Source organism: Rothia sp. (in: high G+C Gram-positive bacteria) (genome assembly GCF_015265375.1).
Taxonomy (GTDB): domain Bacteria; phylum Actinomycetota; class Actinomycetes; order Actinomycetales; family Micrococcaceae; genus Rothia.
Genome location: NZ_JABZXW010000027.1, coordinates 1 through 19,097 on the forward strand (window position 1 = coordinate 1; position 19,097 = coordinate 19,097).

13 protein-coding genes and 1 pseudogene are annotated in these 19,097 nt (G+C 62.0%); 4 read left to right on the forward strand and 10 right to left on the reverse strand.

The window, feature by feature from the left end; genetic code table 11:
- Positions 1–296 precede the first annotated feature (296 nt).
- Positions 297–3,635, reverse strand: coding sequence for a bifunctional [glutamine synthetase] adenylyltransferase/[glutamine synthetase]-adenylyl-L-tyrosine phosphorylase (locus HXO69_RS04955; protein ID WP_296545658.1), 3,339 nt, complete (start codon positions 3,633–3,635; stop codon positions 297–299).
- Between the two features lie 172 nt (positions 3,636–3,807).
- Complete coding sequence (gene glnA / locus HXO69_RS04960) at positions 3,808–5,148, reverse strand: type I glutamate--ammonia ligase (RefSeq protein WP_296545659.1); 1,341 nt, start codon at positions 5,146–5,148, stop codon at positions 3,808–3,810.
- Positions 5,149–5,553: 405 nt separating this feature from the next.
- On the opposite strand from glnA, the gene HXO69_RS04965 reads away from it, so the two are divergent.
- Together HXO69_RS04965 and panB are read left to right on the forward strand one after the other, a co-directional pair.
- Complete coding sequence (locus HXO69_RS04965) at positions 5,554–7,371, forward strand: geranylgeranyl pyrophosphate synthase (protein ID WP_296545661.1); 1,818 nt, start codon at positions 5,554–5,556, stop codon at positions 7,369–7,371.
- Positions 7,372–7,434: 63 nt separating this feature from the next.
- A complete protein-coding gene (gene panB / locus HXO69_RS04970; protein ID WP_296545662.1) occupies positions 7,435–8,349 on the forward strand; it encodes a 3-methyl-2-oxobutanoate hydroxymethyltransferase in 915 nt (304 codons plus the stop codon).
- A 151-nt stretch (positions 8,350–8,500) separates the two neighbouring features.
- On the opposite strand, the gene HXO69_RS04975 is transcribed toward panB, so the two are convergent.
- The gene (locus HXO69_RS04975) at positions 8,501–8,758 is read right to left on the reverse strand and encodes a hypothetical protein (protein ID WP_313987640.1); all 258 of its coding nucleotides are present in this window, start codon (positions 8,756–8,758) and stop codon (positions 8,501–8,503) included.
- Positions 8,759–9,018: 260 nt separating this feature from the next.
- Between HXO69_RS04975 and map the strand changes: the two genes are divergently transcribed.
- Entirely contained in the window at positions 9,019–9,930 is a 912-nt protein-coding gene (gene map / locus HXO69_RS04980) for a type I methionyl aminopeptidase (RefSeq protein ID WP_049354871.1), read from the forward strand.
- Positions 9,931–10,080: 150 nt separating this feature from the next.
- Positions 10,081–10,932 (forward strand): polyphosphate--glucose phosphotransferase, encoded by an 852-nt coding sequence (ppgK, locus tag HXO69_RS04985; RefSeq protein ID WP_296545666.1) that lies wholly within the window; start codon positions 10,081–10,083, stop codon positions 10,930–10,932.
- Between the two features lie 198 nt (positions 10,933–11,130).
- Here ppgK and nrdR read toward each other — a convergent pair whose 3' ends face one another.
- The 7 genes and pseudogenes from nrdR to HXO69_RS05020 form a co-directional block, all read right to left on the reverse strand.
- On the reverse strand, positions 11,131–11,586 hold the full coding sequence (nrdR, locus tag HXO69_RS04990) for a transcriptional regulator NrdR (RefSeq protein WP_005506525.1): 456 nt from the start codon (positions 11,584–11,586) through the stop codon (positions 11,131–11,133).
- A gap of 172 nt (positions 11,587–11,758) precedes the next feature.
- The gene (gene dnaE, locus HXO69_RS04995) at positions 11,759–15,301 is read right to left on the reverse strand and encodes a DNA polymerase III subunit alpha (RefSeq protein ID WP_296545668.1); all 3,543 of its coding nucleotides are present in this window, start codon (positions 15,299–15,301) and stop codon (positions 11,759–11,761) included.
- 104 nt (positions 15,302–15,405) lie between these two features.
- Entirely contained in the window at positions 15,406–16,392 is a 987-nt protein-coding gene (locus tag HXO69_RS05000) for an RluA family pseudouridine synthase (protein WP_296545670.1), read from the reverse strand.
- Positions 16,393–16,494: 102 nt separating this feature from the next.
- Positions 16,495–17,097: a signal peptidase II gene (gene lspA, locus HXO69_RS05005; RefSeq protein WP_296545671.1), complete on the reverse strand. Its 603-nt coding sequence runs from the start codon at positions 17,095–17,097 to the stop codon at positions 16,495–16,497.
- 289 nt (positions 17,098–17,386) lie between these two features.
- Positions 17,387–17,929: a DivIVA domain-containing protein gene (locus HXO69_RS05010; protein WP_070847399.1), complete on the reverse strand. Its 543-nt coding sequence runs from the start codon at positions 17,927–17,929 to the stop codon at positions 17,387–17,389.
- A 454-nt stretch (positions 17,930–18,383) separates the two neighbouring features.
- Positions 18,384–18,683, reverse strand: coding sequence for a YggT family protein (locus HXO69_RS05015; RefSeq protein WP_294627031.1), 300 nt, complete (start codon positions 18,681–18,683; stop codon positions 18,384–18,386).
- A 10-nt stretch (positions 18,684–18,693) separates the two neighbouring features.
- Positions 18,694–19,005 (reverse strand): annotated as a pseudogene (locus tag HXO69_RS05020) (cell division protein SepF); the annotation flags it as partial.
- Positions 19,006–19,097 lie beyond the last annotated feature (92 nt).

A 19,097-nucleotide genomic window follows, 5' to 3' on the forward strand; every position in this document is an offset into this window, starting at 1 on the left:
CTATACGGGGTTTTTGAGTGTTTGCCAAATCCCTTGTTGACCACCCGCTGTTCCGCGTGTTTCCGGGGCAAAACGGGGTATTTTGTCTCTTTTTGGGGACATGTTGGCAAAATTTATTTTCATGGTGCCGGTCACATTTTCCAGGTTTTGGGGTGGATACTGTTCTGGTTGTGGTGAGAGTTGGGAGAGTAAAGTCCGCAGAAAAATTTCAGAGAACACAGAAAAATGTAGAAAGAGGGGCGGGGAGCCACATTTGGTTCCCCGCCCCTCCCCTATGAATTCCGCGCCTGTGATTTTTAGAGTTCTTCGAAGAAGAGTCGCTCGTAGACCTTGCGGGCGTTGCGGGTTTGGCGCAGGTAGTCCTCTTCGAGGGCGCGTGCGCTGCCGGCGGGGTATCCGCACCAGCGGGCGATTGCTTCCAGGTCGGCACGACCCGAGGGCAGGGTGTCGGATTGGCGCACACCGCGTAGTACGTTGCCGCCGCGGATTTTGGTGGCGAGCAGCCACGCGCCGCTGAGGATTTCCGCGTCGGCGGCATCAACCAGACCCGCTTCAACCGCCGCATCCAGCGCCTTCAACGTGGAGGTGGTGCGCAGCCCCGGCACGGTGTGTGCGTGGCGCAACTGTACGAGCTGGACCAGCCATTCCACGTCGGAGAGGCCGCCGCGGCCGAGCTTGAGCTGGCGGGTGCGGTCGGCGCCGTGCGGCATGCGTTCGTTCTCAACGCGCGCCTTCATGCGACGAATCTGCTGCACCTGCTCGGGCGTGAAGGTTACCGGGTAGCGGTACGGGTTGATGAGCTCCACAAAAGCCTCGCCAAGCTCCTCGTCGCCGGCAATGGGGCGGGCGCGGGTGAGCGCTTGGAACTCCCAGGTTTCCGCCCAGCGCTCGTAGTAGGAGCGGTAGGAGTCCAGGGAGCGCACGATGGCGCCCTGTTTGCCTTCGGGGCGCAGGTCGGCGTCCACTTCGAGCGGGCGCTCAGCGCGAATCGGGGGCTTGACGGGCTGCTTGAGCAGGGCGAGGGTGCGGTTCACGATGCGCGCGGCCTGTTCCTGCGCGGCGTCCTCGTCGACCCCTTCGAGGGGTTCGTGCACGAACATGACGTCCGCGTCGGAGCCGAAGCCGTTCTCAGCACCGCCGAGGCGGCCCATACCGATGACGGCGATGCGGGTGAGCAGCTTCTCCCTTGTTGCCTCCTCAACTTCCGCATTCTCAGCGCCTTCTGCCTGCCCCTGGAGCTCACGCAGGGCAATCTGCAACGCCGCACCAATCGTGCACTCGTCAATGGCGGCAAGACCCGCGCAGGTGTCTTCAATGTCGACGATGCCCAGGGTCCAGCCCATGGCGGTGCGCAGGGTTTCGCGGCGGCGCAGGTAGCGCACGGCGCGCATCGCCTCGGCGGCGTTCGCGTGGCGTGCCAGCAGGGAGGAAATCTCGGAGGCGAGCGCTTCCTCCCCCAGCGGTTTGAGGTCGGCGACCTTGTCCAGCCAGGCGATGGAGGCGGAGGCATCCTCGAGCAGGTCGGTCATGAGGCGCGAGCTGGAGAGTAGCTGGCTGAGGCGTTCGGCGGCTGCGGGTGAGTCGCGGAGCATGCGCAGGTACCAGCTGGTGCTGCCGAGCGATTCGGAGACGATGCGGAATCCGAGCAGGCCGGCGTCCGCATCCACACCGCGGGCGAACCAGCCCAGCAGCACGGGCATGAGGTGACGCTGAATGTCTGCGCTACGGGAAAGTCCCGTGGTGAGCGCCTTGATGTGGCGCATGGCGCCGCGCGGGTCGCGGTAGCCGAGGGCTGCGAGGCGGTCCTGTGCCGCCTGTTCGCTGAGCACCACTTCGTCGCGGCTGAGCGTGGAGACGGCGGCGAGCAGCGGGCGGAAGAAGATTCGCTCATGCAGTGAACGGACGTTCCGTTTAATTTTCTGCCAAGCCTTGAGCATCTGCTCGGCGGAGAGCGTGCCGTTGCGTTCCGGGGAAAGGATCGAGCGGGCGAGGGCGCGCTGTTCGGCGTCCTTCTCGGGCATCAGGTGGGTGCGGCGCAGCTGCTGCAGCTGGATGCGGTGCTCGAGCACGCGCAGCTTCTTGTAGTCGCGGCTGAATGCTTCGGCGTCGGTGCGGCTAATGTAGCTGACGGCGGTCAGCGCCGCGAGGGAATCCACGGTGGATTTGGTGCGCACGGCGGGGTCGGTTCGACCGTGCACGAGCTGCAGCAGCTGCACGGTGAACTCGATATCGCGCAGGCCACCCGGGCCCAGCTTAATCTGGCGGTCCACCTGGTGCGAGGGGATATTGTCGGTCACGCGGGCGCGCATCGCCTGCACGGATTCCACGAAGGATTCGCGGGCGGCGGACTCCCACACGAAGGGGTCAATCGCGCGGGCGTAGCGGGCGCCCAGCTGCGCCGAACCGGCGATGGGGCGCGCCTTGAGCAGCGCCTGGAACTCCCAGTTTTCAGCCCAACGCTTGTAGTACTGAACGTAGGATTCGACGGTGCGCACGAGCGGGCCATCCTTACCTTCGGGGCGCAGGTTCGCGTCGACCTCCCAGAGGGCGGGTTCGGGCGCGGGGCCCATGATGGCGCGGGTGAGGGCGTGCACAAGTTCCGTGCCGATGGTGGAACATTCGTTCTCGGTGAGCTTGAGCGGGGCAGACTCCCCCTCTGCACCAGTATTGGGTGCAGGCTCAACGGGCGCGACCACGTACACCACGTCAACGTCAGAGATGTAGTTCAGCTCGCGGGCACCGCACTTACCCATGCCGATAATCGCCAAGTCCAGGGCATCTACGGCCTCGCCACGGCGAGGAGCCGCCAGGCCGGGGCCCAGCCCCTCCGCAACCTCGGTACGAGCGATGGCGAGCGCACCCTCCAGCGCGGCGGCAGCCAAATCGGCGAGGTGACGACCGATGGTGGGCATCATTTCGACCGGGTCTTCGCAGCACACGTCGAGCAGGGCGATGCGCGCCAGGGCGGCGCGGTAGGCGACGCGCAGGGTCACATAGCCGTCCTTGCCGGTCTGCTCGGCGGCAGCGCGCGGACGCTCCGCGTGCGGGTCGGCGCCGAGGGCGGTGAGGATATCGCGGCGGTAGGGGGTGTCCAGCGGCGCGATGGGGGTCAGGAATTCCCCGTCGGTCTCCGGCAGAATCGACGCCGGGTGCTGGGAGCGGATCAGCGCGCTCTCGGCGGGGTACACCTGCGTATCGAAGAGCTGGTCAATGAGCTCGGGGCGGCGGTAGAGGAAGTCACCAATCGCCTGGGATGCACCGAGCAGGCGGTACATGCCGAATTCTTCCTCACCGCGGTTGGCGCGCTCGGCGACCGCCGGGTGCTTTTCGATGAGGCGCACGAGGGCGGGCAGGGCGATATCCGGTGAGGGTGCGAGGCGCAGCCCGGCAAAGAGCGCATCCTGCGAGACACGCTGCAGTTCGGGCGCGTTGAGCCAGCGTTCCGCCTTGGACGGGTCGTGAAAACCGGTGGCAATCATGCGGGTGTGCAGGCGTAGCTGTGCTTTGCGTTCGGCTTCGGCGCGCTGTTCGTCGTCGAGCGCATCGGGGGCGATGTCGGTCAGCGGCTTGGGTTCTTTGGCGGGGTCAACAATGCGGATGAGCCCGGTGACCGGGTAGTGAGAGCTGTCAGTCATAGCGTGAGAACTGTGGGTAGAACCGTGGGTAGAGAGTATAAATTTCGGCGGGATAAAAAGCGATGCTGATACACCTGTGGGCGGTACCCGCCGGCGTGTTACCGGTAGCGGGTACCGCCCTGAGGCTGTCAGCGCTCACTCATCCTATGAGGAGGTGAGAGGGATCCAGCCGTTAGAGGATTCCGAGGTTGTGCTTGAGCTCATACGGGGTCACCTGAGCCTGGTACTGGTCCCAGTCGGCGCGCTTATTGCGCAGGAACTGCTCGAAGACCTGCTCGCCCAGGACCTCCGCCATGAATTCGGATTCCTCGGTGATGTTAATGGCCTCGCGCAGGGATGCGGGCAGCGGGTTGTAGCCCATCGCGCGACGCTCGGCGTTAGTCATCGCGGCGAGGTCCTCGGTCACAGCGGGCATGAGCGGGTACTCGTTTTCGATACCCTTCAGACCGGCAGCCAGGATCACGGCGTAGGCCAGGTAGGGGTTGGAGGCCGAATCGAGACCGCGGTACTCGATGCGGGCGGACTGCATCTTGTTCGGCTTGTACAGGGGCACGCGCACGAGTGCGGAGCGGTTGTTGTGGCCCCAGGAGACGTAGGAGGGTGCCTCGCCGCCGCCCCAGAGGCGCTTGTAGGAGTTGATGAACTGGTTGGTCACCGAGGTGAACTCGGGGGCGTGCTTGAGGATGCCCGCGATAAAGTGGCGCGCGGTCTTGGAGAGCTGGTACTCGGCGCCGGCCTCGAAGAAGGCGTTGGTGTCGCCCTCGAAGAGGGAGAAGTGGGTGTGCATGCCGCTGCCGGCGTACTTGGTGAAGGGCTTGGGCATGAAGGTGGCGTACATGCCCTGCGAGTAGGCGACCTCCTTGATGACGGTGCGGAAGGTCATGACGTTGTCCGCGGTCTGCAGGGCGTCGGCGTGGCGCAGGTCGATTTCGTTCTGGCCGGGGCCGGTTTCGTGGTGGCTGAATTCCACGGAGATGCCGACCTCTTCGAGCATGGTCACGGCCTTGCGGCGGAATTCCTGCACGATGCCGCCGGGAGTGTGGTCGAAGTAGGATTCGTGGTCTACGGGCACGGGGAAGCCGTCGGCGCCGAGCTTGGAGGACTCCAGCAGGTAGAACTCGATCTCGGGCGAGGTGTAGCAGGTGAAGCCCATCTCGGCGGCCTTGTTGAGCACGCGTTTGAGCACGCCGCGAGTGTCAGAGGCACTGACTTCGCCGTCGGGGGTGAGCACATCGCAGAACATGCGGGAGGTGATGTCTTCCTCACCACGCCAGGGCAGAATCTGGAAGGTGGAGGGATCGGGCTGCAGTAGCATGTCGGATTCGTAGACGCGGGAGAAACCCTCGATGGAGGAGCCGTCAAAGCCCAGGCCCTCGTCGAAGGCGCTTTCAACCTCGGCGGGTGCGAGCGCGACGGATTTAAGGGTTCCCACCACGTCGGTGAACCAGAGGCGGATAAAGCGGATGTCGCGTTCTTCGATGGTGCGCAGTACGAATTCCTGTTGGCGGTCCATAAGTTGCCCTCTCGGTGCGGGCGTGCATCCGCGTGGTACCCGTCTGTGGGCGGCGGAGGCGCGCTGAATTTGCTGCCGAGGTGAAGAAGACCCTGTTGCGGAAGGTCCTGCATGTCCCTTGGGTTTCCAAGGGGTTGCGGCGGGCGGCGTGCCAGCGGTGCTGGCGCCTCCTTGCCCCGGCGTGTGTCCTGTTGTTATCTAGCCTATCGGGTTCTGCTGTGCGTCGCGCGGGTGGGAGGTTTCGTTTGTGTAAATTCTCTTCTTGTGCGCCGCGGTAGCTCAGATTCTGGGCGGTATCGGGGCCGCTCCCCCACTTTTCTGCGGTGCGGGTCTAGGCTTTGTTCAGATACCTAGCAGATGACGGTTCGCGGGGCGTGGTCGGGGTTGCCTTGCGATAATGGGGGTATGCTACATTCCATTCTTCTTCCCTCGACCGTACAGCTTCCGCTGGCGACCAGCATCGTTGCTGCCGACCCCACCGGTTTAGAGTGGCTGCTGCTCATTGCGGCACCGGTTGTTTTCTGCGTTGTTTACCTGGCGTGCATTATGGCGATTGCGGCATTTGGTCCGCTGGTCATGAGGAACAACAAGTCTGGCGGCACGACCTACCTGCTGGACCGCCCCTCCCGCGTTGCGTTTAGGACTCGCACCGTGGCGCTCTTTGCGCTGGTGGGTGCGTTTGTGGAGCTTATTTGGCTCGGTTATACGGGTCGTGTGGGGTCGATTGCGGTCATTCCGATTCTTCTGTTTACGTGGTCGTGGAAGTTCGCGTTCTTCTTCCTGCCGTTGCAGCTGATTCGTGCCTGGTATGTGCACGCGACGCGCGGCAAGTATGATGCGCTGTCGGCTGAGGGCGCTCAGCGCCGTGAGAAGTTGAACCGTAAGAGCGCGTACGAGGTGTCGAAGATGATGCAGCGTAACCCGCAGCAGTTTGCGATGAGCAAGGAGCTGCACACGCAGGCGCGCGCTCAGAAGATCGCGGGTATGCGTCCGTTCCAGAATCTTGACGAGGCGGGCAAGAAGCGCCGGGCGAACTATACGGTGGAGCTGGCGTTGGCGCAGATGCAGGTGCGTCAGATGAACCCCGGCAAGCTCCCTTCGGAGGCGTTCGGCGAGGGCATCCTGGGTATGGGTCTTGGCATTAGGTCTGAGCGGGCGGTGGAGCAGACGTGGCTGACGCTGTGCACGGAGCGCGTGAATGCGGTAGATGCGCCGAACTACCCTGATTCGCTGTACCCGGTGTCGGCTCGTTTTTCGCTGTTTACCACGATGTCGCTGTTGCAGCCGCTGATGGGTCGCCCCTATTCGCCGTTTACCGCTGAGGATGCGCGCCGTTTTGTTCCGCGTGATTTCTCGGCGGATACGGTGCTTTTGAAGACTGAGGAGCTGGGTAAGAAGGCCCTGGCGCAGAGCGCGATTTTCCGTCAGATTCACGAGCGTCTTCTGCCGCTGCATCAGCAGCAGCCTCAGCTGGTGGATCGCCGTGCCTTGGCCTATTGTGGTGCCCTGCTGCTGAGCGTGGCGAAGGCTGAGGTGGAGAGTCAGCGTCTGACGAGCCAGGTTCTGGCGGCGGCAGCTTCGGAGCGCGGCATCCTGCCTTACGGTCTGTTCTCGCAGATTTCTGAGGATTATCAGCGCGTTCAGCGTCTGCTGAATTTGATGGTGAAGGCAACCGCCGACATTGAGCGTTTCATCAACGCTGTCGAGGGCTTGGTGCAGATGCATTCTGGTCCGGCTCAGCCTTCCGGTATTGCATATGAGAAGGCGCAGATGGAGTACATTGCCGCTCTTCTGGACGTTATTGTCTTCTCCTCGCACGCCCCGCTTGCCGGTTCCATCCAGGCGTCCTACGCCCTGCTGAAGGCGGACTATGAGGCGTTTACGTTCAATACTTCGGATGAGCTGAGCCGTAGCTACTGGCTGCAGTACTCGAAGAACGCGGTGAGTGCCTGCGATACGGGCCTGTCTCAGGGTTATGAGGGTTTCTTCGGCTCTGATGATGCGGCGCGTAAGGCGTGGGAGTCCTACGCGGAGGACGTCGTGAAGGAAGTCTGCACCTACTCGGTCACCCAGGTGTACTGGGACGCCCTGGTGCAGCAGGCACTCATTCAGCGTGATCTGCCGCGTGAGTTTGAGGATGCTTCCCTCGCCATTCCGGAGCTGATGAATAAGAACGCTGCTGCGTCGTTCCCGACCTACTACATTAACCTCATCTGGAACTAGGGACAGTTCCCTCGTGGTGAGCGGTACGCCCGGTTGGAGCCGTGCAGGGTTAGAATAGTCAGCATGACTACTGAGCGTTCTTCCGAGATCTCTTCGCCCTACGCGGCACAGCCTGCCGTTACCTCCGCGGATGCTCCCGCGACTGCTTCTGCTGCGAAGCCTTTTGACCTGGATGCCGTCAAGAAGGTGCGCACCGTTCACCTGGCGCAGGCTAAGGCGACCGGGCAGAAGTTCTCCATGCTGACCTGCTATGACGCTCTGACCGCGCAGGTCTTTGACCGCGCCGGTATCGAGATGCTGCTGGTGGGCGATTCTGCGGCAAACGTGGTGCTCGGTTACGAGTCGACCCTGACCATTACCCTGGATGAGATGATTCCGATGGTTGCGGCGGTTTCTCGCGGTGCATCCCGCGCCATGGTGGTTGCCGATTTGCCGTTTGGTTCTTATGAGCAGTCGCCGCAGCAGGCGGTTGCGAGCGCGGTTCGCCTCATGAAGGAGGGCGGCGCGCACGCGGTCAAGATTGAGGCGGATGCTTCGATGACCGAGTGGGTTCGTGCCCTGGTGCGTACCGGTATTCCGGTGGTGGCGCATGTTGGTTTCACCCCGCAGTCGGAGCATGCCCTGGGTGGTTTCCGCGTGCAGGGTCGTGGCGAGGCTGCCGAGCGTGTTCGTGAGGATGCGGTGGCGCTGGCTGAGGCTGGTGCGTTCTGCGTGCTCATGGAGATGGTGACTACCGAGACCGCTCGCCGTGTGGATGAGGCGGTGGGCGCGGTGCCGACCATCGGTATTGGAGCGTCAAATGTGACGACCGGCCAGGTGCTGGTCTGGCAGGACATGATGGGCCTGCGTGAGGGCCGCGTGCCGCGCTTCGTGAAGCAGTTCGCGCAGATCGGCAAGATCATGGAGGACGCCGCCCGCGCCTACCGCGAGCAGGTGCGTTCGGGCGAGTTCCCGGCAGCCGAGCATACCTTTGAGTAAGGCTTGAGGTTTAGAAAAAGCTTTAGACGAAAGACCCCCGTACCCGGTATTTTCGGGGTTCGGGGGTCTTGCTGTATCTGTTTTCTGCCGCTTTTAAATGCCTCTGTCAGACGCCTCTATTAGAGACAAGCGTGCAGAAGTTCGTTGGGCTTTAGAGCAGGCCGCCGTCCTTGTCCCACGCCTCGTTGCGTTCGCGGGCGCGGTCCATGGCGTGTGCCGCCTCCTCGTAGGTCTTGAAGGGGCCCCACAGGGAGGTGACGGCGCTCTGCTGGCCGCGCTCGACCTCACCGGTGGCGAGGTTGTACCAGTATTCATCAGCGTGGGGGCTGGTGGCGTCGGTCGCGGCGTGCAGGGTCTTCTCGACTGCCGATTCGATGGCTTCGCTCAGGTGGCTTTTCTTCTCGCTCATGGGTTCTCCTTCGACGGTGAGGGGTTGGTGTTTCTAGCTTCTCACGCGCCCAGGTTCGTGGCAATGAGGCGGGCGAAGCTTCTCACGGCGCCTCTCCCCCTTTTCCCTTGTCTTCTCCTCCGCACCCTGCCGCGCGGTTTTGCCGCTAGGGTGTATGGAATTTTATTCACAATCTGGGAAAAAGGTACGGCTTGTGTATCCGCCGCTTTTTAGCGCCTGCGCTAGGGACACAACCCGCCCACGCCCGGTAAGATGAAACTATGTCTTCAACCAAAACGAATACTTCGCATAATCTTCCCGCAGAGCCCGGTCGTGCACCTGTCGGTTGCCTGACCCCCGGACGCGTCAGCCCCATGCGCCCGGTCCCCTCGCACATTGTTCGCCCCGAGTACGTGGGTAAGCCCACCGCCAACGAGGGTAACGACTCGAACATGTACACCCCCGAGGAAGTTGAGCGAGTTCGCGCAGCCGGCAAGATTGCGGCAGGCGCCATCGTTGAAGCATCCAAGATTTGCGTACCCGGCACCACCACCGACGAGATTGACGTGCTGGTCCACGAGTACATTTGCGACCACGGCGCGTACCCCTCCACCGTGGATTACCGCGGCTACCCGAAGTCTGTGTGCACCTCCCTGAACGAGGTCATCTGCCACGGTATTCCGGACACCACTGTGCTGGAGGACGGCGACATCCTCAACCTGGACGTCACCGCATACCTTGACGGCATGCACGGCGACACCAACAAGACCCTGCTCATCGGCAACGTGGACGAAGAGTCCCGCCTGCTGGTTGAGCGCACCGAGGAGTCCCTCAACCGCGCAATTAAGGCTGTGAAGCCGGGTCGCCAGATCAACGTGATTGGTCGCGTCATTGAGAAGTATGCGGCTCGCTTCGGTTACGGCGTGGTCCGCGACTACACCGGCCACGGTGTGGGTCGTGAGTTCCACTCGGGCCTCATCATCCCCCACTACGATGCGGCACCCGCCTACGACACCGAGATTCGCGAGGGCATGATTTTCACCATCGAGCCCATGCTGACCCTCGGCACTATCGAATGGGACCTGTGGGACGACGACTGGACCGTGGTCACCCGCGACCGCAAGCGCACCGCACAGTTCGAGCACACCCTCGTGGTGACCGCTGACGGCGCGGACATCCTGACCCTGCCCTAAGCGCAGCCCCCTGGGTTTCCTGCCTGTGCTGATACGACTTGTACAGGTACGAGCCCAGCACCTCACTTTTTATATCAATTCACCCACTGACAAGCCCGCCCACTCCCTTAGGTTACACGGCAGTAGGCGGGGTGAAAGAGAGAGAAAACCATGAGCGATTACGCAGAACCCGGCGTCATCACCGAGCTGCCTGCCCCCACTCCCAAGGACCTGCAGATTGGTGTGGACATTGGAGGCACCGGCATCAAGGGCGGCATCGTCGACCTGCGCACCGGCAACCTCGTGTCCGACCGCTTCCGCATCGACACCCCCAAACCCGCAACTCCCGCCGCTGTGGCTGAGGTTGTACGCCGCGTAGTTGATGAGCTGCAGGGCCGCGACCTGGCGCCGGACCCCGAGTCGGCTGTCGGCATCGACTTCCCCGCAGTGGTGAAGAACGGCATGGTCTTCTCCGCAGCGAACGTGGACGACTCCTGGATTAACACCGACCTGGAGCAGGTCATGAGCGAGGCTCTGGGCGGCCGCACCGTCTACGGCCTCAACGACGCTGACGCAGCCGGTCTGGCTGAGGCGACCTACGGTCAGGGCCGTAACCGTGACGGCCTGATCGCTGTCATCACCCTGGGCACCGGCATCGGTTCCGCCCTCATCAACGACGGCGCGCTGATCCCGAACACCGAGCTGGGCCACCTGGAGATTGACGGCCACAACGCCGAGTCTCAGGCTTCCGCACGTGCCCGCGAGGTGCACGAGCTGTCCTGGAAGAAGTACGGCAAGCGCCTGTACCGCTACTTCGAGCACGTTCAGATGCTCTTCTCCCCCGACCTGTTCATCATTGGCGGCGGTATCTCCAAGAACCCGGAGAAGTTCATGCCGTACTTTGAGGATCAGATTCGTACCCCCATGGTCATGGCTGCCCTGCGTAACAACGCGGGTATTGTGGGTGCGGCACTGTGGGCTGGCGGTATGCTGCCGGAGCGTCAGCGCCGCGGCGAAGCATAAGGTTTTCCTGAACCCGCTTGCCCCGCGGCCGCGTCAGCGCCGCGGCGAAGCGTAAGAAGCTTCCTGCTGTCCGTCTTGGATAGCGCTCCATATACATAAGAAGGGACCGCCTTCCGAATCATTCGGAAGGCGGTCCCTTCTGTATATCACCGCTCATACTTAGCGGCAGCCGGTTTAGCTAGTTACTCTGCTAGTCAGTTACTGGGCGATGCGGTCCTCACGCAGACGCGCAATCGCCTCCTCAAAGTCTTCAAGGTTTTCAAACGCCTGGTACACGCTCGCAAAACGCAGGTAGGCGACCGCGTCCAACTTCGATAGCGGCTCCAGGATGGTTAGACCCACCTCGTGCGCGTTGATTTCCGCCAGGCCGCGGGCACGAATCAGCTCCTCAACCTCCTGGGCGAGCTTCGCCAAATCGTCCTCACCCACGGGGCGGCCCTGGCATGCCTTACGCACGCCCGCGGCAATCTTCGAACGGTCGAAGGGCTCGGTCACGCCCGAACGCTTAATCACCGAAATGGTGGTGGTTTCAACGGTCGTGAAGCGGCGAGCGCAGGAGGTGCACTGGCGGCGGCGGCGAATTGCGGCGCCGTCATCGGTGGTGCGGGAATCCACCACGCGCGAGTCGGTGTGCTTGCAATAGGGGCAGTACATTCGTTTCTCCTTGGCTGGGCGCTAGCGCCCGCGTATACAGCGCTCAAGAATATTTATACCTATTCTACCGTGATATACAGCGGATACACCGTATGGTGTGAGTGAATATACGCTCAGGGTGGACTCTGCTATGCAGAATCCACCCTGTCATTCCTCTCAGCGGGGCGTGTTGTTAGCGTCGAATGCAGCTCGGACCGAAAATCGTCTTAATTTCGCCGAAGAGGCTCGGGTTCGGTTCCACGCGCACGCTCGGGTCCAGCAGCACCAGCTGCTCCTTATCGCGGGTGCGGATGAGCATGCGCACATCCGCGGTGCCCTTGTGGTCGCGCAGGGTCTCCTTCAGCTCCTTCAGGTTCGCCTCGGTCACCAGGTACTCGGGTACCACGATGGTGATGGGTGCGGCGCGGCCGTCATCGCTGATTTCCAGGATCTGCAGTTCCTGGGCGCTCATGTTCACGCTGCCGTCGTCGCGGCGCTGTACGCGGCCACGAATCGAGCAGATGAGGTCGTCCGCGAGGGCGGCGCCCATCGTCTCGTAGGCGCGGGAGAAGAACATGACCGTAATGGTTGCGCCCGAGGGGTCTTCCAATTCCACGGAGGCGTACTGGTTACCGCTGGACTTGGCGATACGGCGCGAAACGCCGGTGAGCATACCCGCGATGGTGACGGTTTCGCCGTCGCGCACATGCGAGTCTTCACCAATGATGTCGTGCACCGAGTGGGTTGCGGCATCCGAGAGCGCACGTTCCAGGCCGCGCAGCGGGTGATCCGAAACGTACAGGCCCAGCATGTCACGCTCAAAGTTCAGCTTCTCGCGGCGGTCCCAATCGGGCACATCCGGGATGGTCACGGTCAGTTCGTCGCCGAGGGCGTCGTCCATACCGAGGGAGCCGAAGAGGTCGAACTGACCCGCCGCCTCCTTACGCTTGACCGCCACCGCAGCGTCCACTGCCGCCTCGTGAATGAGGGACAGGGAACGGCGGGTGTGACCCAGGTCGTCGAAGGCGCCCGCCTTGATGAGCGATTCAATGGTGCGCTTATTGCACACCTGCAGCGGCACCTTCTTCAGGAAGTCGTTGAAGGACTCGTAACGGCCCTTCTCCTCGCGGGCGGCAATCATACCCTCGACCACGTTCGCGCCCACGTTACGGATCGCACCCATGCCGAAGCGGATGTCCTCGCCGACAGGGGCGAACGTCAGGGTGGACTCGTTCACGTCCGGTGCGAGCACGGTAATGCCCATGGCGCGGCACTCATTCAGGTACAGTGCGAGCTTGTCCTTGTTATCGCCCACACTGGTCAGCAGAGCAGCCATGTACTCCTGCGGGAAGTGCGCCTTCAGGTACGCCGTCCAGTACGACACCAGACCGTACGCAGCCGTGTGTGCCTTGTTGAACGCGTAGTCAGAGAACGGCAGCAGAATATCCCAGAGCGCCTTAACAGCGCCCTCAGAGTAGCCGTTAGAAATCATGCCGTCGTGGAAGGTAGCGTACTGCTTATCCAGCTCCGCCTTCTTCTTCTTACCCATCGCACGGCGCAGCAAGTCTGCCTCACCCAGAGTGTAGTTCGCGACCTTCTGAGCAATCGCCATAACCTGCTCCTGATACACAATCAGGCCGTAGGTGGTGTCCAGAATGTCCTTCAGCGGCTCTTCCAGCTCGGGGTGAATCGGCTCAATCTCCTGCTTACCGTTCTTGCGCAGAGCGTAGTTGGTATGCGAGTTCGCACCCATCGGGCCCGGACGGTACAGCGCCAACACTGCCGAAATGTGCTCGAACTCCTCGGGCTCCATGAGCTTGAGCAGCGAGCGCATCGGGCCACCATCGAGCTGGAACACGCCGAGGGTGTCGCCGCGCGCCAGCAAACGGTAGGATTCCGGGTCATCCAGCGAGAGGGACTCCAGGTCCAGGTCGATGCCACGGTTCGATTTAATGTTCTCCACCGCATCGGAGATGATGGTGAGGTTACGCAGACCCAAGAAGTCCATCTTAATCAGGCCCAGACCCTCACAGGTGGGGTAATCGAACTGGGTAATCACCTGGCCGTCCGCCTCACGGCGCATCACCGGGATGACGTCCACAAGGTCCTTGCTGGACATAATCACGCCCGCAGCGTGCACACCCCACTGACGCTTCAGACCCTCCAGGCCCTTCGCAGTCTCGAACACCTGGCCGTAAATCTTATCGACCGGGTCCTCAATGAGGGCGCGCAAATCTGCCGCCTCGGCGTAACGCTTATCCTCTTCGTTGTACACGTTCGCCAGGGCGATGTTCTTACCCATGACGTCCGGCGGCATTGCCTTGGTGAGGCGCTCGCCCACCGAGTACGGCTGGTCCATCACGCGGGAGGCGTCCTTGAGCGCTTGCTTCGCCTTAATGGTGCCGAAGGTGACAATCTGTGCGACCTTCTCTTCACCGTACTTTTCGGTCACGTAGTCGATGACTTCGCCGCGGCGACGATCGTCAAAGTCCACATCGAAGTCGGGCATGGAGACGCGGTCGGGGTTGAGGAATCGCTCAAAGATCAGGTCGTGGTCGAGCGGGTTCAGGTCGGTAATACGCATCGCGTACGCGACCATGGAGCCTGCACCGGAACCACGGCCGGGGCCCACGCGAATACCGTTGCGCTTAGCCCAGTTGATGAAGTCGGCGACCACGAGGAAGTAGCCGGGGAAACCCATGGAGGTAATAACTCCCACCTCGTATTCAGCCTGCTTACGCACCTTGTCGGGCACGCCGTCCGGGAAGCGGTAGTGCAGGCCCTTCTCGACCTCCTTCACGAACCAGGATTCCTCGTTTTCGCCCTCGGGCACGGGGAAGTTCGGCATGTAGTTCGCCTTGGTGTTGAACTCCACGTTGCAGCGTTCAGCGATTTCGAGGGTGTTCTCGCACGCGCCGGGAATGTCGCCGAACAGGGCGTACATTTCTTCTGCCGAGCGCAGGTAGAAGTTATCCGCGTCGAACTTGAAACGCTTGGGGTCGGTGAGGGTCGAGCCGGACTGCACGCACAGCAGCGCCGCGTGAGCGGTGTGGTCTTCCTGGCGGGTGTAGTGCAGATCGTTGGTGGCGACGAAGGGCAGGTTCAGCTTCTTGGCGAGGCGGTGCAGGTCCTCCTGAACGTTGCGTTCAATGTCCAGGCCGTGGTCCATGACCTCGCAGTAGAAGTTGTCCTTGCCGAAAATATCGCGGAATTCGCTCGCCGCCTGGACCGCCTCATCGAACTGGCCCAGGCGCAGGCGGGTCTGCACCTCGCCGGAGGGGCAACCGGTGGTCGCAATCAGGCCCTTCGAGTAGGTCTGCAGCACCTCACGGTCCATACGCGGCTTGTACAGCTGACCTTCCAGCGACGCAATCGAGGAGGCACGGAACAGATTGTGCATGCCTTCGGTGGTTTCAGCCCACATGGTCATGTGGGTGTACGCGCCACCACCGGACACGTCGTCGCGGGAGCCGTCGCCCCAACGCACACGCGAACGGTCGGTGCGGTGCGTGCCGGGGGTCAGGTACGCCTCCACACCGATAATGGGCTTGATGTCGTGCGCTTTAGCCTGACGCCAGAAGTCGAAGGCACCAAAGAGGAAGCCGTGGTCACTGGTCGCCATGGACTTCATGCCGAGTTCTTTAGCGTGGGTGAACAAGTCACCCAGGCGCGCGGCACCGTCGAGCATGGAGTACTCGGTGTGCACGTGCAGGTGCGTAAATTCTTTGGTTGCCACGGATATCTCCTGGAGGTGTGGGCTGGAGGATGGGCGGTGAATGTGAAGCTGTATGCGGCGGTCCGCGGACGGCTATACCTAGCCGGGTTGTCTACCCGAGCTGTCTACCCGAGCTGAACTTTGCCCTCGCGCAGAGCGGTCAGCGCGTAGGACAGATCGAGCGGATACTCGCTGGTGAAGGTCACGCGCTCACCGGTGCCGGGGTGGTCAAAGCCCAGGCGGTGCGCGTGCAGCCACTGACGGGTCAGACCCAGTTCGGCGCTAAAGCGCGGATCGGCGCCGTAGGTCAGGTCACCGCAGCAGGGGTGGCGCAGCGCGGAGAAGTGCACACGAATCTGGTGGGTGCGACCGGTTTCCAGGTGCACCTCCACCAGCGATGCGGGGCCGAAGGCTTCGAGCACATCGTAGTGGGTGATGGAGTTGCGGCCGTCCTCGACCACGGCGAACTTCCACTCATTGCCGGGGTGGCGACCGATGGGCGCATCAATGGTGCCGCGCAGCGGGTCGGGCAGGCCCTGTACGAGCGTGTGGTAGACCTTGTCCACGGTGCGTTCCTTGAAGGCTCGCTTGAGCTCGGTGTAGGCGCGTTCGCTGCGGGCTACGACCATCAGGCCGCTGGTGCCCACGTCCAGGCGGTGCACGATGCCCTGGCGTTCTGCCGCGCCGGAGGTAGCAACCGAAATACCCTCGCCCATGAGCGCGGAGATAACGGTGGGGCCGTGCCAGCCCGGTGAGGGGTGCGCCGCCACGCCTGCGGGCTTATCCACCACAACGATGTCGTCATCCAGGTGCACGATGCGGAAGCCGTCCACCTTTTCGGGGCGGATATCCGCCAAATCGCGCGGCGCGGGTGCATCCACGACGACCTCGTCGCCCGCGGAAAGCTTGTAGGACTTGCCGATCTTCACGGCCTTGCCGTTGTTGGTCACGGTCACGTGGCCGTCAAGAATCCACCCGGAGGTGCGGGTACGCGGCGCGTCAAGGGCACCGGCGAGCGCGGCGTCCAGGCGCATACCGGCGAGCGCGCCTTCAACGGTAAATTCGGCGCGGATGCGTGCCGAATCTTCGGCGGCGTTGGTGGTTTCGCTCATGCGGCTCTCCTTCGGGTGGTGTTGTCTGGGGTGTCTGTGTGAGAACGTCTGTAGGCGCGTGTGTCGGCAAGGTAGCCGTCGGCGCGTGGCCGGGGCGGGGCGCTACTCGGAGTTCTTTTCGTCGGTGCTCTTATCGTCAGCCTGCACGCGGGTTCCGTTGAGGTTCAGGCCCTTGAAGTTCAGCAGCACGATGAACGCCATGCACACGCAGATTGCGGAGTCTGCAATATTGAAAATTGCGAAGTTCGGTACGGAAATAAAGTCGACCACGTGACCGGAACCGAAGCCGGGCTCACGGAAGAGACGGTCGAAAAGGTTGCCGCAGATACCGCCAAGCAGACCGCCCAGTGCGAGGGTCCAGGACAGTGCGCGGGTACGGCGCAGCAGGTAGAGCACCACGGCTGCGGCGGCGACCATGACGAGGGTGAAGACCCAGGTGACGTTCTCACCCATGCTGAATGCGGCGCCGGAGTTACGAATCGAGTACCACCACAGCAGCCCGTCGATGACGGTGATGCGCTCCCCCAGCTGCATCTGGGTGACAACCAGGTATTTGGTGCCCTGGTCGATAGCGAACACGGCGGCGGCAAGCACGAGCGCGAGGATGCCGGCGGAGCGAGCCGAAAGGATGCGTACGCGGCGTCCGTCTGCCTTTGTAGCGGTGTGTGAGACTGAGGATTCAGCGGTCTTGGGGGTGTTGGTCATAGCTCTCCTCTAGTCTGTGCCGGTTGTTGCGCCTACGGCGCGGAGGCGGGGCACGCTCGCGTTCGATAGTGCCCCTCTAGCTTAGCAAATCGGGGTAGTGCATCGAGTATTCGGCGGTGAATTGGCGGGTGCTCTCCCCCGCTTCTCACGCTGGGTTATTGCACCGTTCCGGGCAGGTATGAGAATACCGCCCGGTTCTCTCAATCTTCCCCGGTGAATAGCGGTGGAAGAGAAAGAATCCGGGCGGCATACGCTTCAAAGCGTCGTTAGCTTATTTAGGCACGCTGATTTATGCGGAAGCCTCGATGGACTTGAGGTTCTTCAGCTCCTGAACCTGTGCGTCCAGGTGCTGCAGCAGCTTGGAGCGGTAACGGCTCTCGAAGCCGCGCAGAGCCTCAACAGCGATCTCCAGCTCTTCCTTCTCGTCGGTGAGGCGGGAGAGAATCTCTTCGCGCTGCTGCTGAGCTTCGCTCACCATAGCGTCTGCCTTCTTCTCTGCCTCTTCGAGCAGTTCAGCCTTAGCCTTCTCGCCCTGTGCCACGTAGTCGTCGTGAACCTTCTGTGCCATGGCGAGCAGTGCCGCTGCATCCTGAGGTGCTGCTGCCGGTGCTGCCGAGGACTGTGCGGGTGCTGCAGCCGCTGCGGGAGAATCGGGTGCGTTTGCGGAGAGCTGCTCAACCTGGCGCTCCAGGGCGTCACGCTCGGAGTAGAGTGCACGCAGTTCGACAACGAGCTCGTCCAGGAAGTCGTCGACCTCGTTGCGGTCGTAACCGGACTCTTCGGTCACGATCTTGAAGCTCTTAGTGATTAGGTCTTCGGGGGTGATTGCCATGGGCTTCTCCTCTGGGTATCCCTACGGGGTTTGGTGGTGATGTTGAGTGCCGCGGATTCGCCAGCCGGATAGGTCATGGCCCCAATAATTCAGGGTCCCGATGGCTCAGGGCATGGCTATGCCGCGATGCAGTCGTTGGCACCAATTCTACTATTCTTTGGTTTCTGTGCCCGGTTATACGTCGGTTGAACCGTAAAATATTCGCTCTGCGCAAGGGTGGGATTCACCACGTCTAATATCCGCCCTAGTCCCCGCTATCGCCCTTGTATTTTCTGCTCTGCGGTGCATTTTAAGAAGGTTTTTGCAGAGGCATTTTGACGCTCCCCGTACACAGAAACCCAAGCATAGAAACCCCAGACGCAGAAAACCCCGCCGGCGCTCCATCCCCTGAGGGACGCCAAACGCAGGCGGGGCTCAAAATCTAGCTCTCTAGCTTCTCAACCGAACGGGCGGTTTAGGAGAATGCCGCGGTTGCCCGCATCATGATGCTCAGCAGGAAAGACAGCAGAACAATCAAGATCAGGAAGCCGGTGTCCAACGCAACGTTACCCACGCGCACCGGCGGGATCAGGCGGCGCAGCTGGTTCATCGGCCAGTCAGTCACCGCGTACACGCCGCTGGCGAAGAGCAACACAATGCCCTTGGGCCGCCACTCGGGAGCGAACATGCGCACCCAGTCAAAGAGCATGCGCAGCAACATCGCAATGTAGAGAACGTAGACAACGATCGTAATGAGGGCGAAAATATAACCCATCTATCAGTCCTTAGCCCTGGTCGAAGGGGAATTCGCCGTCGGTCTCAAAGCCGGCGGAAACCTCAGAGTTAGCCACGCCCAGAACCTCCAGGTTGGAGGGGGTCAGCAGGAACACCTTAGCGGTGACGCGCTCAATGCGGCCCTCCAGAGCGAATGCCAGACCGGAGGCAAAATCCACCAGGCGCTTAGCGTCTGCATCGGGCATCTCTTCCACGTTCATAATCACGGGGATGTTCTCGCGGAATGCCTCACCAATGATCTTTGCGTCATTGTAGGAGCGGGGGTGGATAGTGGTGATACGACGCAATTCGTCCTCTTCTTCCTCGTAACCGTAGGTGTATCCGTTGGTTTCTTCGGGCTCGTAGCCCTGGTCGTAGTAGCCGTCGTTGGAGTACGTCTCGGCGTACTGCTCGG

What these genes read in the sequence shown, in the direction of transcription:
- HXO69_RS04955 (WP_296545658.1), bottom strand. Translation starts at nt 3,635, where the DNA reads ATGACTGACAGCTCTCACTACCCGGTCACCGGGCTCATCCGCATTGTT.
- glnA (WP_296545659.1), bottom strand. Translation starts at nt 5,148, where the DNA reads ATGGACCGCCAACAGGAATTCGTACTGCGCACCATCGAAGAACGCGAC.
- HXO69_RS04965 (WP_296545661.1), top strand. Translation starts at nt 5,554, where the DNA reads ATGCTACATTCCATTCTTCTTCCCTCGACCGTACAGCTTCCGCTGGCG.
- panB (WP_296545662.1), top strand. Translation starts at nt 7,435, where the DNA reads ATGACTACTGAGCGTTCTTCCGAGATCTCTTCGCCCTACGCGGCACAG.
- HXO69_RS04975 (WP_313987640.1), bottom strand. Translation starts at nt 8,758, where the DNA reads ATGAGCGAGAAGAAAAGCCACCTGAGCGAAGCCATCGAATCGGCAGTC.
- map (WP_049354871.1), top strand. Translation starts at nt 9,019, where the DNA reads ATGTCTTCAACCAAAACGAATACTTCGCATAATCTTCCCGCAGAGCCC.
- ppgK (WP_296545666.1), top strand. Translation starts at nt 10,081, where the DNA reads ATGAGCGATTACGCAGAACCCGGCGTCATCACCGAGCTGCCTGCCCCC.
- nrdR (WP_005506525.1), bottom strand. Translation starts at nt 11,586, where the DNA reads ATGTACTGCCCCTATTGCAAGCACACCGACTCGCGCGTGGTGGATTCC.
- HXO69_RS05000 (WP_296545670.1), bottom strand. Translation starts at nt 16,392, where the DNA reads ATGAGCGAAACCACCAACGCCGCCGAAGATTCGGCACGCATCCGCGCC.
- lspA (WP_296545671.1), bottom strand. Translation starts at nt 17,097, where the DNA reads ATGACCAACACCCCCAAGACCGCTGAATCCTCAGTCTCACACACCGCT.
- HXO69_RS05010 (WP_070847399.1), bottom strand. Translation starts at nt 17,929, where the DNA reads ATGGCAATCACCCCCGAAGACCTAATCACTAAGAGCTTCAAGATCGTG.
- HXO69_RS05015 (WP_294627031.1), bottom strand. Translation starts at nt 18,683, where the DNA reads ATGGGTTATATTTTCGCCCTCATTACGATCGTTGTCTACGTTCTCTAC.